12 protein-coding genes and 1 tRNA gene are annotated in these 16622 nt (G+C 65.7%); 3 read left to right on the top strand and 10 right to left on the bottom strand.

Going from position 1 to position 16622, the window contains the following annotated elements; translation table 11 throughout:
* Nucleotides 1–177 precede the first annotated feature (177 nt).
* Both ACIBVP_RS00065 and ACIBVP_RS00060 read right to left on the bottom strand, forming a co-directional pair.
* The gene (locus ACIBVP_RS00065; RefSeq protein ID WP_396103695.1) at nt 178–1317 is read right to left on the bottom strand and encodes a type VII secretion target; all 1140 of its coding nucleotides are present in this window, start codon (nt 1315–1317) and stop codon (nt 178–180) included.
* 30 nt (nt 1318–1347) lie between these two features.
* Nucleotides 1348–1857 carry a YbaB/EbfC family nucleoid-associated protein gene (locus ACIBVP_RS00060; RefSeq protein WP_396103693.1) on the bottom strand — a complete coding sequence of 170 codons (510 nt, stop codon included), beginning with the start codon at nt 1855–1857 and terminating at the stop codon, nt 1348–1350.
* 266 nt (nt 1858–2123) lie between these two features.
* Here ACIBVP_RS00060 and ACIBVP_RS00055 point away from each other — a divergent pair, with 266 nt between their 5' ends.
* Both ACIBVP_RS00055 and ACIBVP_RS00050 read left to right on the top strand, forming a co-directional pair.
* Entirely contained in the window at nt 2124–3143 is a 1020-nt protein-coding gene (locus ACIBVP_RS00055; RefSeq protein ID WP_396103692.1) for a DUF5937 family protein, read from the top strand.
* A 257-nt stretch (nt 3144–3400) separates the two neighbouring features.
* Nucleotides 3401–4090: a hypothetical protein gene (locus ACIBVP_RS00050; protein ID WP_396103691.1), complete on the top strand. Its 690-nt coding sequence runs from the start codon at nt 3401–3403 to the stop codon at nt 4088–4090.
* A 328-nt stretch (nt 4091–4418) separates the two neighbouring features.
* Here ACIBVP_RS00050 and ACIBVP_RS00045 read toward each other — a convergent pair whose 3' ends face one another.
* From ACIBVP_RS00045 to ACIBVP_RS00030, 4 genes are all read right to left on the bottom strand, one after another.
* A complete protein-coding gene (locus ACIBVP_RS00045; protein WP_396103690.1) occupies nt 4419–5645 on the bottom strand; it encodes a hypothetical protein in 1227 nt (408 codons plus the stop codon).
* A gap of 102 nt (nt 5646–5747) precedes the next feature.
* On the bottom strand, nt 5748–6536 hold the full coding sequence (locus ACIBVP_RS00040; protein ID WP_396103689.1) for an amino acid ABC transporter ATP-binding protein: 789 nt from the start codon (nt 6534–6536) through the stop codon (nt 5748–5750).
* A complete protein-coding gene (locus ACIBVP_RS00035; protein ID WP_396103688.1) occupies nt 6533–7360 on the bottom strand; it encodes an amino acid ABC transporter permease in 828 nt (275 codons plus the stop codon). Before ACIBVP_RS00035 ends, ACIBVP_RS00040 begins: the two co-directional genes overlap by 4 nt.
* 71 nt (nt 7361–7431) lie before the next feature.
* Nucleotides 7432–8244 carry a basic amino acid ABC transporter substrate-binding protein gene (locus ACIBVP_RS00030; protein WP_396103686.1) on the bottom strand — a complete coding sequence of 271 codons (813 nt, stop codon included), beginning with the start codon at nt 8242–8244 and terminating at the stop codon, nt 7432–7434.
* Between the two features lie 424 nt (nt 8245–8668).
* Here ACIBVP_RS00030 and ACIBVP_RS00025 point away from each other — a divergent pair, with 424 nt between their 5' ends.
* Nucleotides 8669–9553, top strand: a complete 885-nt coding sequence (locus tag ACIBVP_RS00025) for a B3/4 domain-containing protein (RefSeq protein WP_396104893.1) — start codon at nt 8669–8671, stop codon at nt 9551–9553.
* 321 nt (nt 9554–9874) lie between these two features.
* Here the strand turns inward: ACIBVP_RS00025 and ACIBVP_RS00020 are convergent, their stop codons facing one another.
* From ACIBVP_RS00020 to ACIBVP_RS00005, 4 genes are all read right to left on the bottom strand, one after another.
* Complete coding sequence (locus ACIBVP_RS00020; protein ID WP_396103685.1) at nt 9875–10708, bottom strand: peptidoglycan-binding protein; 834 nt, start codon at nt 10706–10708, stop codon at nt 9875–9877.
* A gap of 252 nt (nt 10709–10960) precedes the next feature.
* Nucleotides 10961–11046 (bottom strand) — tRNA-Ala (locus tag ACIBVP_RS00015).
* 324 nt (nt 11047–11370) lie between these two features.
* Nucleotides 11371–12147 carry a transposase family protein gene (locus tag ACIBVP_RS00010; RefSeq protein WP_396103684.1) on the bottom strand — a complete coding sequence of 259 codons (777 nt, stop codon included), beginning with the start codon at nt 12145–12147 and terminating at the stop codon, nt 11371–11373.
* 1265 nt (nt 12148–13412) lie between these two features.
* Nucleotides 13413–16622, bottom strand: a 3210-nt coding sequence (locus ACIBVP_RS00005; protein ID WP_396103683.1) for an RHS repeat-associated core domain-containing protein, incomplete at its 5' end; no start/stop codon positions are given.

The following is a 16622-nucleotide window of genomic DNA, read 5'->3' as shown; positions in this document are numbered from 1 at the left end:
GACCATAGCCGACGTCCCCGGACCTGTGATCGGTAGCGCATCGTGCAGTCGCGGCTGCCGACCCTGGTGTCGACGACGGCCGCGGGCTTGTGATGGGCCGACCACCAGCAGATTCTGCCGGACAGGACGCTCGCGGGTGCCCCGTGGACACAGACCGGGAGCTGCCGGTCATCAGGCTCACACGCCGTTCAGCTTCGGGATGATGGCGGAGACCGCCTTGTACGCCTCCAGGAGGAGCTGGATCTGCCTGGCGAACTCGTCCACGAAGACGATCAGGAAGGATACGACGCCCTTGAGGGTCTTCAGCGTGTAGAGCACGTTCTCGATCTCGTCCATCGGCGGTTTGTAGCCGAGTTTCTTAAGCCCCTCGACCACGAGGATGCCGATCGCCTCCGCGGTGAGATCTCGGGCGAGGGACCGGACCATGTTGACCAGTTCGCCCGCTGTGCCCACGATGATGCTCAGCGCGTTGGCGAGGACGGCGCTCGATTTCAGGGCGTCGACGATGGGTGAGGCGAACTTGTCCCGATAGGACGCGCCGGCGTCGCCGTTCCAGTTGCCGGTGCCGTGCTTGACTGCGGCGGTGTAGTGCCCGGCCAGCCGGTCCAGTTCCCCGGCGATGTTCTTCCAGGTGTCACTGGCGGCGTTGACCATGTCGGGGTTGCCGGCGAGCCCGTCGAGGATGAGCTTGAACGGCTTGATGTGCTCCATCACCCAACCCGCCCCGCTGGCGACGGCGACACCGACCGGGTCGCCGGCAATCGCGGCCGCGTTGACGCTGATGGAGGCGACATGGCCCGCCATCGTGGCGTAGTTGCGCTGGGCGCTGTTGTGGATCTGGGTGTACAGGTCGTAGACGTCGCCGACGATTCCGGCGCCCTTGGTCAGGTTCTTCGGCTCCATGTTGGTCATGGGACCGCCGTCGAGCGGGTTGTAGTTCTTCCAGTCCCACGTCGTCCCATCCTTGATGAGCTTGTTGGGCGCGTTGGACGATAGCTCGGCGCCGAGTTCACGCAGCTTCTGCGAGGCCTGCCCGTCGGAGTGGACGTATGTGTCGACGGCATCGAGGAGCTGTTCGACCGCGCCGTCCACTGCTGTGGACATCTTCCCGATCGCGTCCTGCGCGCGCTCCTGAGCTGGGATCAACGCGGCCCCGAGCACCTGGCAGTACACCCCATACGCCACATTGAACCCGTCGGGGCACACCGTCTTCGTCGCGGCCCTCAGGTAGTCGAACGGGTGCTGTATCTGGGCCACCGCGCGGGCGTGCGCGTACAGCTCGTCCGGCTTGATCGTGAACGTCTTCGGCGGCGCCATCTCTGCCTTCCTGGTAGTGCGCTTTCGGTGTCACGACATGAAGGACCGGCCGCCCCAGTCGTCCGGGTCCTCGTCGCGAGACGGCGGGCGCGGGCGGCGTGGTGTCATCCGGCGTGGCCGCGGGTCGTCGTCCACGATGCCGCCGATGTCCATGTGCCGCGGCCCGGCCGGTCCTCCCGCCGCCTGCACGGGCACGGGCAGCGGCGGGGGAAACGCCTTGTGCGCGTTGGCCACCAGCTCGTCGGTGAGCGGGTCATCAGGCGCGGCGGACCGCAGCGTCTCCTCGATCCGGCCGGCGAGCCCGGCCTGTGCGGCCTGCACGCACTGCTGGATGACGGCCGCGAGCTGATGCGGCGGTATGGTGCGAACCCGCTCGGTGCAGCGGACGTTCAGCACGTTGCCACTGGCGCCGACGGTGACCTCCACCGCGCCGTCGGGTGAGCACTGCGTCACGGTGATGGCGTCGATCCGCCGGTTGGCCTCGCCGAACACCTCGGCGCGCCGGGTAGCTACCTCGATCGCGTCATCGAGTTCCCGCATCCCTTCAGCCGAAGCGAAACCGTCGATGAATGTCCTCGAGTGGTCGCTCATAAGCACCTTTCCTCGCCCTGTCACCGGACCTGCCCGAGTCGACCAGCTGGTGCCGCACGCCGCGAGGTATTCGAAAAACGTCGAACGCCCGCGTCGGTGAACCGGGCACCCCGTTATGCTCACTTCCGCGAGAGTCAGCGCGGAGGTGATGCCGTGACCGGTCACAACACGACGCCGATGTATCGTCCAGCTCCCGGTTCCGGGCCAGGTCGGCCGTGCTGAGGCTGCGCGCAGACCCCGGCCGACTCCTCCGGTCCCGGTTCGCGTTGTCCCGCATGGCCGAGCTCTCCTGCGCCCTCGAGGTGCTGGCGCACCCGGAGCGGGCCCCGTTCGCGCACGCATGGGTGGCGCTCACCCGGCCCCGGCTCGCCCCACGTGCTGCCGCCCTGGTTCACGCCCTTGTCAGCCACGGGTCGTGGTACGTGCCGGACTTCCTGGTGCCCTGGCCCACCGAGTACGAGCCGACGTTGGAGACGGAGCTGACCGCGGTAGCGGCGACCCCGGACGAGGTCGTCCGCGCCCAGCTCGACCAGACCTTCGGCACCGATCACGGACAGCAGACCGGGTGTGACAGCGGCCCGCACACCGCCCTGCCCGACATCATCGCGGACGAGCTGGCCCGCGGAGGTGGCCGGGCGGTTGCCGAACGAGCCGCCGAGGAGCTACGAATCTGCTGGGAGGCGGTCCTTGCCGACTCGTGGCCGATGCTGCGCCGCATCATGGACGAGGACATCAGGGACCGTGCGGCACGCGCGATGCGGGTCGGCCTGAGCCAGGTCGTCATCGACCTCCACCCCAGCCTGCAGTGGGACGGCGAGTACCTGACGGTGGACCTGCGTTCCGAGGTGGCCGCGGATCCGCGGCCTGGGCTCGTGCTGACACCGTCGGTGTTCCTGCCGAGCCCCGCGATGTGGCGTGGCACACCGGAGCAGGTCATGCTCGGCTACCCCGCTCGCGGCCGAGGACGGATCTGGTCGCAGCCATCGCCGATGCAGCCCTCGGTGGTACTTGGCGCCCGGCGGACCACACTGCTAGAAGACCTGCGGGTGCCCCGGTCGACCAAAGAACTGGCCCACCGCCACGCCCTGAGCCCGGCGACGGTCTCCTACCATTTGGGCCGGCTGCGGGAAGCCGCCCTGATCACGAGCAGGCGCTCGGGCCCCAACGTACTGCACGCCCAGACCACGAAGGCGGAATCCCTGCTCGCGACAATGATCAACGATGCGGTGGTGTGAGGCGTGGCGAGCAGCCACCTTGGATCGTGCTCGACGGGCTGTGGCAGCGCATCGAACCTTCCCGGACACCACCTGGAAGCGGCTCGACTAGATTCGGTGGCGGGTGCGTACGGGGGCCGGTCACGGGGCGGGCTGTCCACCAAACTGCACCTGGCCTGTGCCGCAATCGGCTTCACGGCGTTGACGCTCCTCACCGGAACCGCGCAGGCCCGGCCGCCACACCATGAGTTCCTGCAGGCGTGCGCGGCGCTCCGGACATGCCGCGCTACAGCCTCGCGAAGATCGACCACGCACGCAACACGCTCCAACTACACCGATTGGTGCAATTTTTCTTGCGTGACCAGCTCGACAAGACCATGTGGCAGGACCCCCGTCCTCGCCCGTTCAGGATGGGCTTCGTCTGGGACGTGGTCGGCTACGGTGCCCGTACCGCACGCGACAAAAAGCGTGTACAACAGCGGCTCCCCGCGCTCGCGAATGTCACGCTGAACGACCTGGGCGTGACCTTGGCCAGCACCGACTGGCAGGGCACCGGAGACGGCATACTGGTGTTCCTCCCGGAGGATCTCGACTTCCAGCGCTCCCTTCCACAACTGCTCCGCTCGACCGTGACCCACCTTGCTGCCGACAACGACGAGTTCCGCGACCAGGTGCAGCTACGTGTCGCGGTCGACATTGGCCCGGTGAGCGTGGCGCAACTCGGATTCGACGGTGCTGTAGCGACAAACCTCGGCAGGCTGGTCAACAGCGCGCCACCACGCAAGTGGCTTGCCGACAGCCTCGCTCGCCAGGTAGCCGTCGTTGTCTCAGACCGCCTCCACTCCTTCGTCGTCGGCGAGGACATGCCAGGACTACCACCAGAGCACTTCACCCACATCGATATCCGGGTCAAGGAAGTCACAACCACCGCGTGGCTGTGGACCGGGCACGACCCAACACATCACTGAACACCGACGATCAACAAGACCGCTTGGACCGATCCTGCGAGATCATGCGGCGTCACAGCTTCGGCTGTGACGCCGCATAGTGCAACGCCCAGAGATGGCAGCAGTTCCTCACCAGCATCCCCCATCGACCGCGACCGAACCCGTCGCGGCGGCAGTCCACCACGAATGACGCCGGTTGAGCACAGATGGCGGAGGAGAACCCCGCAAGGCGACCCCACATGGCCGTCAGTCAAAGCGAACCATGATCGTCTCCTCGGCACCCTCGTCCGCGCGGACTTCGGACAGCACATTCACGACTGGCGATGACTCCAGTCGAGCAGGAGCACAGCTATCGGGCGATGGTCGTGTAGAGCGTGCGGAGGTCCGGCGCGACGACGGTGTCGAGGATCTTGCCGGTTCCAGGGTCGAGGCGGGCGATGTGGTCGCGCTGGCCGACGAGGACCTGCCGTCCGTCGGGACGTACCGCCAGCCCTTGGACCGGCTCCGGCGTCGGCCAGAGGTCACGCACCGTCAGCGCCTTGGCGTCCAGTGCCAGCACGTTTCTCGCCGATCCGACATAGAGCGTGTCGCCGTCAGGGGACATCGACATCGTCGCACCGACCCCGCCCACCTGGTCGTCTGGCAGGGTGGCGACCCGGGTGATGGTCAGCTCAGCGGTGTCGGCCACGGCCACCCGCTTCGTGGTCAGTTCGCCGACGTAGAGCCGGGTGCCGTCCGGGGAGACGGTCAGCGCGTGCGTGCCCGCTGGGTGCTCGCCGAAAGGGCTGGGCAGGTCCAGGCAGTAAGCCCAGCCTTCGGTGAGCGACAGGACGTGGACGAACGCGTGCACCTGCGAGCCGCCCGAGGTGGGGCCGGGGAGCAGGTCGCGGGTGTGCTCGTGGTCGCCCTGGTGCAGGTAGAGCGTGTACAGGCGACCGCGGTCCGGCGACAGCACCGCTTGCCTGCCCTCACCGCGCATCTCCTCCTCCGCACCGGCCGGGACCACCGACTTGTCGCGCAGCAGCAGGGGAACCACCGTGCCGGTCGCCAACTCCACCCGCCGCACCCGGTATCGCGCCGGAGCGGTCGCCGGCAGGTACTCCAGTACGTACAGATGGGTGCGGTCTCCGGAGAACGCTTCCGGCTCGAAGTTGCCGACCAGGTCGAAATCCCGAGCCGGGGCCGCACCGCTCGGGTCGGCGACCGTGATCCTGGTCCGCGTCCTCGGAATCGGCTCATAGGTGTCGCCGCCCGACTCGGTGAGCGCGACCAGACCCCCGTCGGCCGACACCACCCGCGCGCTCAACCCCTCGCGCACAGCCGTGCTCGCCACCTCACGGCCCGTCGCCGGCTCAATCGTGACGAGGTCGCCGCCGCGAACCGCGTAGAGCCGGGCCCAGTCCGGGGCTGCCACGGTGGCCCCCGCCGACAGCACCTCACCCCGGCCGTCGGCGACCACGATGCCCTGTGCTGAACGATAGAACACAAGATCGGCAGGCGGAGCGGAGCGTGGGGTCGGATCCGGGCCACACGCCGCGACGAGCAGGACACCCGCGAGGAGGGCACGCATTCTCATGCCACTCCTACACCGCCGGACCGACATCGGTTCCGACGCCGACCAATCGACCGATTCGGTTGCCTACGAACAGCGGTCCTGGTACCAGATGAAAGATCGAGGCTAGGTCCCGCTGGTGTGCTGGTGTGTGGGGTTGAGCACCCGGGCCAGGAACGTTCGGGTGCGCTCGTGTCGCGGGGCGCCGATCACCTGGTCCGGCGGGCCTTCCTCGACCACCGTGCCGGCATCCATGAACAGCACGTTGTCCGCTACCTCGCGGGCGAACTGCATCTCGTGGGTCACCACGAGCATCGTCATGCCCTCGTCGGCGAGCTGGCGCATCACCCCGAGGACGTCGCCGACCAGCTCCGGGTCCAGCGCGGAGGTCGGTTCGTCGAACAGCATCACGTCAGGGTCCATCGACAGCGCCCGCGCTATCGCCACCCGCTGCTGCTGGCCGCCGGAGAGCTCGTTCGGCAGCGCGTTCTCCCGGCCGGACAGACCGACTCGCGCAAGGTTGGCGAGTGCGGTCTCGGTTGCCTCCGCTCGGCCGCGGCCGAGCACCTTGCGCTGCGCGATCGTCAGGTTGTTCAACACGTTGAGGTGGCTGAACAGGTTGAACGACTGGAAGACCATGCCGATCCTGCTGCGCGCGGCATCGATGTCGACGTCCGGGTCGGTCAGTGCGACGCCGTTCACCATCACCGTGCCGCTGTTGGGCTCCTCGAGCAGGTTCACACAACGCAGCAGCGTGGACTTGCCGGATCCGGACGGGCCGATGATGCAGACCACCTCGCCGCGGTTGACCCGAAGGTCGATGCCGCGCAGCACCTCGACCGATCCGAACGACTTGTGCAGGTCGGTGACGTCGACCGCGACATCGCCCGAAACCTCGCTCACCAGTTCGGTCATGCCGCCACCTCCAGGCCGGGCGCCTCGGGTGAGGCGATCTTCTTGCCGCCGGTGCGCCGCTCCAGGTACCGGGACAGGTACGACAGCGGGATCGTGATGGCCAGGTAGCAGAGACCGGCGACGAGTACCGGAGTCAGGCTGCGCGACTCGTTCAGCGCCACCCGGCCGAACTGGGTCAGCTCGTACTCGTCGATCGAGGACCCGAGGAACAGCGCGAGCGAGGAGTCCTTGGTGAGCAGGATCAGCTCGTTGGTCAGCGGCGGAAGTATGATCTTGAACGCCTGCGGGATGACCACCGTGATCATGGTCCTGGCCGGCGACATGCCCAGCGACCGGGCGGCCTCGATCTGCCCGCGGGGCACCGCCTGGATGCCGGCCCGGAAGGTCTCCGCCATGTAGGCCGCGCCGACGATGCCCAGCGCCAGCATCAGCGCCACGTACTTGTCGAGGATGATGCCGGGGAACGCGAGGGGGATGCCAGTGCCGACGGCCAGGATCACCAGAAGGGCCGGCAGGCCGCGGAAGAACTCGACGTAGGCTCCCGCGACCCAGCGGTTGATCGCCACGGTCGACAGTCGCATCAGTGCCAGCAGCAACCCGAGCAGCAGCCCGAAGCCGAACCCGAGCGCGGTGTAGATGACGGTGTTGACCAGCCCGATCGTGATGACGTCCGGGAACTGCTCCGCGGCGACTTCGAGGTCGAAGAACGCGGCGCCGATCCGACTCCAGTCGGCGGCGAAGGCGATCACCGCCACGACGGCGACGAGGATCCCGTACTGGACCCAGCGGATGACTTTCGCGCGCTTGCGCTTGGACAGGGCCATCACTCACTCCTCGAGAAGGCCGTCACGAGGGAAGGGCCCGCGCGAGAATCGCGCGAGCCCTTGTCGATCGGTCAGTTGGCGCCGGGCTTGGTGCCGAACCACTTCTCGTAGATCCGGTCGTACTCGCCGCTCGCCTTGGCGTCGGCCAGCACCTTGTTCACCACGTCGGCGAGCGCGGTGTTGCCCTTGCGCATGCCGATGCCGTACTGCTCGCCGGTGTCGAACTCGGTGACGACCTCGAAGTCGGTCTTCTCCTTGACCCAGTCGTAGAGCACGCCGTTGTCATTGATGCCGGCGTCCACGGCACCGGTCTCGACCGCCTGCAACAGCAGGCCGAGGTCCTCGAAGACGACGGACTCCGCGCCCTGCGCGTTCTCGGCGGCATACGTCTGGCCGGTGGTGGAGTTCTGCACGCCGAGGCGCTTGCCCTCGAGGTCGTCGAGGCTGGCGATGCCTGAACCCTTCTTCGCGACCAGCGCCTGGGTGGCGTCGAAGTACGGGTCGGAGAAGTCGATGTTCTGCTTGCGCTCGTCGGTGATCGTCATGCCCGCCGACGACAGGTCGCACTTGCCGGCGTTGAAGTCCGCGCCGGACTGGATGCCGTCGAACGGCGTGTCGACGACGTCCTGCTCGACGCCCAGCTCCTTGGCCACCAGGTCCATGAGGTCGATGTCGAAGCCGATGACCTCGCCACCCTCCTCGTACTCGAATGGCTTGTAGGGCAGCCCGGTGCAGTTGGTCAGCTTGCCCTCGTTGACCAGTTCGGGACCCCCGTCCGCACTGCTTCCGTCACCGGAGGGCGCGCTGGCATCCCCGCAGCCCGCCAGCATGATCGCCAGTGCCGGTAACACCGCGAATACCTTCAGCGTGGGTCGACGCGTCACGGTTGGGCTCCTCGTTACTCAGGTCAGGTCGAGTGAGGGGCATCCTGCCATCACATCGCCGAGCCACCCACTACTGACCGGTATTGTTGCCTGCTCTTAACCGATCTTGGACCCTTCGCCGTCGTATGGCCGCCCGGTCGGCAACAACGCGATCACGCATGGTCAGTGCGCTCGGACCACGCGCCGGAGAGCGAGACGGTGACCTGTTCGCCGACGCGGTGAACTCGTCCGCGACGACTCCGGTGTCCCGGACAACGAGGCCAAGACGTTCCCCACGCCTACGACGCCAACGCCAACCTCGCCACCCTGACCGGCAGTGACGACCACGGTCACCGCCGAAACCCACCGCCTGCGCACCACCACGACCTACGACCCGACCCGCGTCGCCACCCTGCTCTACGACGACCACAACCGCGTCATCCGCATGACCGACGCCGAAGGCAACGAAACCGGTCACACCGTCACCCGTCACGAACCGGTACGGCTACACGGGCGGCTCGCCGCTGAACTACGTCGACCCCGACGGTCACGCCAGAACCCAGCCGGGTGGCGGCATCGGCTCCGGCCTATGCCCGCTGCGGCCGGAGGGCCGTGGGCTGACCGGCAACTGCAACCAGACCGGGAACGGCCAAGCGCCAGGAATTGGCAACGGTGTAATCACGGGTTCGGGCAGCGGGCTCGTTCGAGGGCCCGTCGCCCAACGGCCCGCCCAACGGAGCACCCGGCGGCCGCGGCCTCAACCCGGCCGACCCGGCGAAACGAGCCCGCGAGCCGAACCGCAACGCGGCCGAGAACAACCCGATGCCCATCCCACCCGCGATGCTGGCCCCGCTGTACAGCGACTCCGTCGCACCACCGGTCTCCGCGCATCCATCCCGTGATCGACCTGTGCAACGCTCTGTCGCTCGCCTTGGCGATCCCGATCGGCGTCTTCGACGCGGTGAGGATCACCGGGGGCGTGACCGTGCGGCACGCGAACGGCGACGAGCCGTACCTGACCTTCGGCGGAGACACCGAACATCCGCAGCCCGACGAGGTGATCTTCGTCGACAACGTCGGCCGCGCCCACGCCCGCCGCTGGACCGACCGGCAGAGCGGCTGGTCCGCGGTGCGGGATGACACCACCGCCGTACTCGTGGTCGCCGAGGCGGTGCACGAGACGGCGGCCGCCGACATCGCACGACTCACCACCACGATCACCGAACAACTGAGCAGCTGCTGGCCCACAGCCACCGTGACCTCGGCGGCCTTGCACCAGCACTCACCGCGCGCCACGTTCTCGACCGAGTCGCCGCTGGCCGCCACCTGACGTGCCACAGACCGGTCCGGTCCCGGGAGCGGCAGGACAGTCGCGCCTCACGGCGGGTCACGATCCATTCCGACCGGCCGAGGAGTATGCCGAGTCGGTTCGCCGGTGTCGCCTCGCGCATGCTGTTGGCGATGATGTCTCCAGGTGTCACGGGCGCGAACCCGCAGCGTGGAGATCAGCTGTCGCCGACCGCCGCGTGGTGCCACGGTTGCAGGTTGAACCTTCGATGCGAGGCACCCAGCGACGTGAGGCAGTCGGTCAGGGCGGGCAGCCGCTCCGTTGCTCAACCACCGCTGTCCGCGGTGGTCACCGACGGTACGGTCAGGCGGTGCGGAGGTACTGCTCCCACGTCACCTTCGTCACCTGTGGACCGTCGTCCGGGCCGTTGTCCGCCAGTCCGTTGCGGCCGAGGTAGTACTGGCCGACCTGTTTCTGCGCTGGGGTGGACAGGTCGGTGTCGTTCACCGCGACGGCGTGGATGTGCAGTGGCCAGTCGCCCTGACGGGGCCTGCGCAGCCACGCGGCGAAGCCCACCCGCCGCAGGGCGGTGACCAGTGCGGTTCGCTGTGTCGAGGTGAGGGCCTCCGCGTCGAGGTCGACCGCGCCGCCGCCGTCGTGTGTGCCCGCGGAGGTGGGGTCGTTGCCCGGCGAGTACGAGCCCTGCTCGACCACCAGCGGAACGCCGCAGAGGCGCCGCGCCTCCTGGAGCATCGCGACGGTGCGGGTGTTGAAAGGGAAGCCCTGCATCGTCGTCCGGGTGCCCGGCGTGATGGTGCGGACCAGCGTGAACCGGTTCTGTGCGAGCGCGGTGAGCGACGCCTTGCCCGGCAGCCCGTTCGCCGCCAGGCCCTGGTACCCGAGCGACTCCTGCCAACGCCCGTAGGCGCTCCGGGTCGCGGTGCCGAAGTGCCCATCGACATACTGGGCGGCCAGCAGGCCTTCGGCGACGAGCGCCTGCTCGACCAACCGCACACTCGTCCCCGCGCCCGGGGTGAGCCCGGTGCCATCCTTCACCGGGTCGCACTGCGCGGCCAGTACGACCAGTTCCATGTCTGCGGTGCCGGCACTCGCAGCCGCCACCGACGGTGCGAACACCGCCGCCGGAACCACGGCCAAGAACCCACGACGGCTGAGACTCTTGTAACGAAGCGACATGCACGTACTGTGGGACAGGCCCGTACAAGATCCGTACATTCGGACACCGCACACCCTGCGCGTCAGGATCTTCGGCAGCAGTGGATATCGACGTCCAACGGGTCCTGCCATTCGCCATTTGAACAGGGTCAGGGGGCGTGCTCCAGTTTGCTCCAGGGTTTAGATGTCACTATCCACAAAGGACGGAACCCAAGATCGCCCGCCGACCTTGTTCTCGCAGGTCAACGGGCGCTTCTGAAACAGATTCGGAAGTGGAACTGAGGGGGTTCGAACCCCTGACCCCCACACTGCCAGTGTGATACGCAACATGCCCCTGACCTGCGCCTTTAGCCAATCCCCACGTCAGAACGGTTGCAACCAAAGCGGCTTGGCGCGGTCCAGTGCAGTACGGCGCGGTTGTGCACGCACCCCTGCTCCAGGTTTGCTCCAGTTTCGCCGGTGTGAAACACATCGGTCACGAAGGCCGCCGATCGCGCCCTTAACACCCTGGCACCTACGACGGGCAGACACCGCTCACGCGCCCGGGTCAGCGTCTCGTCGGGGTCTTCTCACCCCACGGAACGAGGCCGCCCGACTCCGGAAATTGGATAGGGAAGCGTTCAGGCTCGTCCGCTTGCCAAGTCCTCATGTCGCCGAGTCGACGAGCGTTATTCAGAAGTGGTTCACCAGCCGAGGCGGTAGTACTCGAGGGTGGTGATGATGCGGATGAGGTTGGGGAGTTCGGTGAGTCGTCCGCGGTAGCCGGTGGCGAGAATCTTCCAGTTCTTCCAGTGGGCGATGCAGCGTTCGACGGCGATGCGGATCGAGGCCACGCTGTGGTTCCAGATGGCGGTGGCGGGGTCGTGGGTGGTGTGGCCGGGGCGTTTGCGGTGGGGTCGGATCACGTGGGTGCCCTGGTAGGCGAGGTCGCCGATGGTGGGTGTGGTGGCGAGGAGCTGGTCGTATCCGGCGGCGGTGAACCCGGCCCGGTCGTGGGTTTTGCCGGGCATGGGTTCGGCCACGGCGAGGAGGTGTCCGTCCAGGTCGGAGAGGACTTGGACGGACAGTCCGGCTTTGTGGTGTTTGCCGGAGTAGTTGGCGTCGTGGGTGGCCCGGTCGGTGCGGCGGTTCCCGATCGGGATCATGGTGCCGTCCACGAGCACCACCCGTCCGCGTAGTACGTCGGGCAGGGGCGGCCGGTGCAGGCAGGTGACCTGCTCGACCAGCGGCAGCATCGTCCGGTAGATCCGGGACACGGTGGGCTGGGAGATCCCGAACAAGTCGGCCAGCATGGTCTGGGCGGCGTTGGACCGCAGCAGCACCAGGGTGAGCACCACCCGCCGGTACAACCCCAGTACCGGACGGCGGCCCCGCTTCGTTGCGGGCAGGACCTGGTTGATCCGGGCGACCAGCTCCTGGATCTGAGCGTGATCAAGACCCGTCGTAGACTCGTACCGCAACAGCCCCGCCCTGGTCAGTCGTGTTCTGTGGAAGGAAACGATCCTAACCAGACGGGGCTGTTGCGCTACCAACAAGATCAACACTTCTGAATAACGCTCGACGTCTCTAATAGCCAGGTACCCTTACGGTACTCCTCTTCGATCGCCCAGTCGGAGCACGCGAAAATCCGTGGAAGTGACCTACGGGGAATTTTTCTGACTCTATCTCCTTATAGTCATCTGGCAGTCGGAGCTCTAGAGAGTGCTCGATTCCAACCAGGTATCATTCGGGCGTGCGAAATCTGCAAGACCGGCCAGCGCGTAAAGCTCATCGACAGCACTGTTGAATGGCCTTGTCTCCACCGTTAGAATACAGATAGAATATATAGAATTGAAGGATCACCGAAGTGCATCAATATTGAGCCATCCCGTGAATATATCACCTGCGGCGGCCTAGGAAACGGAGATCCGTCCGACATGACCGCAGTACCGATGTCTACGACCGTAAATGATTGATCAATGATTTCGCCAACAGTCACCACATCGTAGCCAGTAGTAGGCGCACCGCGCCTCTTCAACGGCTCGTATCTCCCCAGGAAGGCGACTTTATTCTCGACAACGGCCAGACCCCACGGGCTTTGGACCGGCGTAGAGCAGACCGACAAGTTTGAATCACCCGAGAATCGTAACACGGAGTTCTCATGATCAATAGCGAAGATCGTTGCGTCGCGAGAACAATTGATAACGCCACAATGAATCAGCGGAGGATCAATCCCTCCATCCTCTGATAGTACCCAGTTAAACAACCCAGTGTCATCCCAACGCACCGCACCAGGCAACAGGTACGAATCCCTCGCCTGATGGCTGGAATTATTGGCACCCGGGGGCGGCATCCAGAACCCTGCCTGATCCTCATATCGAGTCCAAATTCGGCTACTATAGTCCGTCGCAACCCCAGAGAATCGGCCGGTCAAGGCGAACGCACGGACCAACTCTCCTGATTTGGTGATTATCCACGCATTCTTCTCGAATGACCGATAGTCCTCCGGGGATACTCGACGTCTCACCAGGATATACTGATCTCCTAGCACATCGACCACATCCGCCGAACTCGCCGCCGACGGAACCGGGATCACGAGGTCATTCGCATATATTCGCAGGCCTTCTTTCTCCCTCACGAGCCTGACTGGATTGCCCTCAAGGTTAAGACATGCGCCGACGACCTTACCCGAGACTCTGTCGGTTGCCACACGCTCAACACGGTACATCTTTGGAGCCTCACCACATCATAGTGTAGGATATGCCGTCCAGATTCTACCATCTGGATATATGACCACTTCAATGATACTTGTGGGACGTTCTCCATCCCAACCAATCTCGTTTCCTGGTCCGAAATCGTAACGAGAGATCACACCGGGCCCTTTGTCATTGACGCGCACGTCACCGTTACGCGCAGCCTCAATAACTCTTTTATCGAGGACATCGTTATCATTCCTATCATAGAAGAAGTCGTCAGAGAACTCGCCTTTCTCAGGGTTTCGATCTCTGGCACCCGGCCCGTGTTCGCTTCGAATATGCGTTGAGCGTTCCGGCGTCACTCGCAAGTTTTTCGGCAGCTTTGCCTCGCCTGACATTCCGCCACCGCTGCCGCCACCTGTGTTGTCGAACAGACCCGAGAATCCGTTGGCGACCATCGCCGCGCCGGCGAGGAAGATACCTCCGCCGGTTGCTGCCGCAGCCGTCCCGACTCCCATGGCGGGTATGCCTGCGGGACATAGCACGCCGGTGCCGCAGGCAGCCGCTCCGCCGGCCGCAAGAGTGCCTCCTGCTATGGCAAGGAAGCCGCCACCGATAGCAGTGGCTGCGCCGAGAGCCATCTCGCCGAAGTCATCGATGTGCTCCGAGAAGAAGTCGACGGCGTCCCCAAAAGTGTCGGCGACGTAGTTGCCGACGTCGCTTGCGACCTCGACAGCCTTGTCGGCTGTGTCTACGGCAAATTCTCCAACAGCCTCGGCACCGTCGCAGACGAAGTCCCACACCCAGCAGTGGCCGTCGATTTCTATGCGGCTGATGGGGTTGCCGCCAGTGAAGGCGTAGCGGTTGCCGGTCCAGGGGTTGGTGGCGAGGTTGAAGTCAGCGAGGGCGCCGTTGTACATGTCCCGCGTCATGAAGCGGTTGATCCCGGGTTGGTAGTCGCGGAACCCCATGTCGTAGCCGCCGGAGGCGGGGTCGAAGCGTTTGCCGTTGTAGCGGTAGAAGTTGAACGGTTCCTTGCCCGGGTTCTGGGTGTCCGGCTTGTCGATACCGGTGAACGCCTGCTCGTCGTCCTTGCCGTAGGCGGTGTAGCCGTAGGTCGCCTTCGTGTCACCCGCCTGTGTGGTGAGGATTTCGACGTCGGTGTGCGGGTTGTAGCCGTAATAGGAGTCCTCCGCCACCTCCGGGCCCGAACCGTCGGTGTCCTTCTTCTGCTGGGTCAGACGGCGACCGTAGGCGTCGTACTGATAAGTCCGGTCAAGCTGGCCGGCGATCTCTTCGGCGACGACCTTGTCGGTGAGGCCGAGGTAGGCGAAGTCTGTGGTCTTCGCCTCCGGGGTGCCCGCCTTGTCGGTCTTCGACGTGGTGCGGTCGAGCGGATCGTAGGCGTAGCTCGTCGAGGTCAGGCTGCCGCCACTGCTGCGTTTGCGGTGGGTGGTGGTGCGGTCGAAACCGTCGTAAATGTACTGCTCGATGATCTGGCCGGCGGAGATGACCGAGTCGAGCCGTCCGAACGGGTCGTAGTTGTAAGCCGCGGTAGCCCCGCCGCTGGCGGCGGTAACGAGGCGGTTGCGGTCGTAGGTGAACTGGGTTTGGGTGCCGTCGACGGTTTGGTCGACGACGTTGTTGTTGGCGTCGTGCCGGTAGGTCTCGGACTCGATCACCGCGCCGCTGGTCGGGTTCTTCTTCTGGACCTGGGAGAGCCGTTCCCGCGGGTCGTAGGTGTAGTTGTAGATGTGGTCGAGGTAGCCAGCGTGATTGTCCGCGTTCTGGATCTTGGTGTGGTCGGTGGCGCGGTTGCCGTTCGGCGTGTACTCGATCAGATGTTGCGCAACGAGGGTGCCATCGGTCTTCTTCTCGACCTGGGAGGCGAGGGCGCCGTCGAGGTGGTAGCCGTGGTCGACGGTGTTGCCGTTGGCCTTGGTCTCGATGTCGATCTGGCCGCGTGGGGTGTAGGTGAAGGCGGTGATCTTGGGGGTGCCGCCGGTTTCGGTGTTGGTGACCTTGTCGAGTAGGTTGCGGGTGTTGTAGTCGAACACCGAGTCTTGGCGGTCGTGGTCGCGGGTTTTGATGGCGCCGTTCTCGTTGTAGGTGAACAGCGTGGTGTTCTTGATGGTGGTGGCGAGTTTTTCTTCGACCTTGGTGAGTTGGTTGAGCCCGTTGTAGGTCATCGCGTAGGTGTCGACCGGGGTGCCGGGGCTGGAGTCGGTGAGCGTGGTGAGGTTGGCGTTGGCGTCGTAGACGTGGGAGAACGTTTTGGCCTCGTTGTCCGGGACACCGGTGTTGTCGCGGACCAGCTTCACCGCGTCCGCGAGCAGGTCTCCGGTGGCCACGTCATCGGAAAGCTCGACCTTCGCCGCCGTGCCCGCCGTCAGCTGATGGCGGCCGAGGCTCACCCACGCGCCACCGCCCTGGGTCTGGTCGACGCCCTTGAACGTCCGGGTCGTGCCGGTATCTACCGCGTACGTCGCGGCCTGCGCGCCGTTGGCGGCCTGTGGGTAGCGGACGAAGACCTCGTAGGTGCCGTCGGCGGGGACGACGGGGTTCCAGGTGAACGTGCCTGCTGGGGCTCGGCCGTAGTCGTAGCCGTGGTATCCGGTGCCGGAGGTGTCGCGGACTGTCACGTCCTCGCCTGGGCCGACGAAGGAGACCCGTGAGCTGTCGGAGTTGTCCACCAGGATTTCGTGTTTGCCGACAGGGGCGCCGCTGTCGCTGCGGGATTTGAGTTTCCCGTCGGGGTAGTAGTCCCAGACCATGGTGCGGTCGGTGGAGCCGCCGGCGCTGGTGAGGGTGCGCAGGGTTTGCTGGCCGAGGGCGTTGTAGTCGTAGCTGGTCTGGATGCCCCAGGGGTCGGTGGAGGTGCGCTGCCAGCCGTTGTCGAAGTAGCTGTAGCGGGTGATGTTGCGGATGGTCTGCCCCGCTGAGGGGGGCATGGACACCTCGGTGAGCCGACCTGCCTCGTCGTAGGTGTAGATCGTCTTGTCGGGGGTTGTGATCTCGGCGTGGTCGCGGTCGAACGGGGTCAGCTGTTCCTTGGGGCGGTTAAGTTTGTCGTAGATGGTTTCGGCGACGAAGTCGTCCGGATCGTCAGTGGTCTCGACACCGCGGGGGGTGATGGTCTTGGTGCGGTTGCCGACCTCGTCGTAAACGAACTTCGTGGTGCGGGTGATCCCGGTCTTGTGCGGAACCCGGGCCTCGACAAGGCTCGCGCGTTCGTCGTAGACCAGGGTGGTGGCGTTGTT

This window comes from Actinophytocola sp. NPDC049390, from assembly GCF_044466355.1.
Classification (GTDB): domain Bacteria; phylum Actinomycetota; class Actinomycetes; order Mycobacteriales; family Pseudonocardiaceae; genus Actinophytocola.
This window is presented reverse-complemented; position numbering and strand designations above follow the sequence as displayed.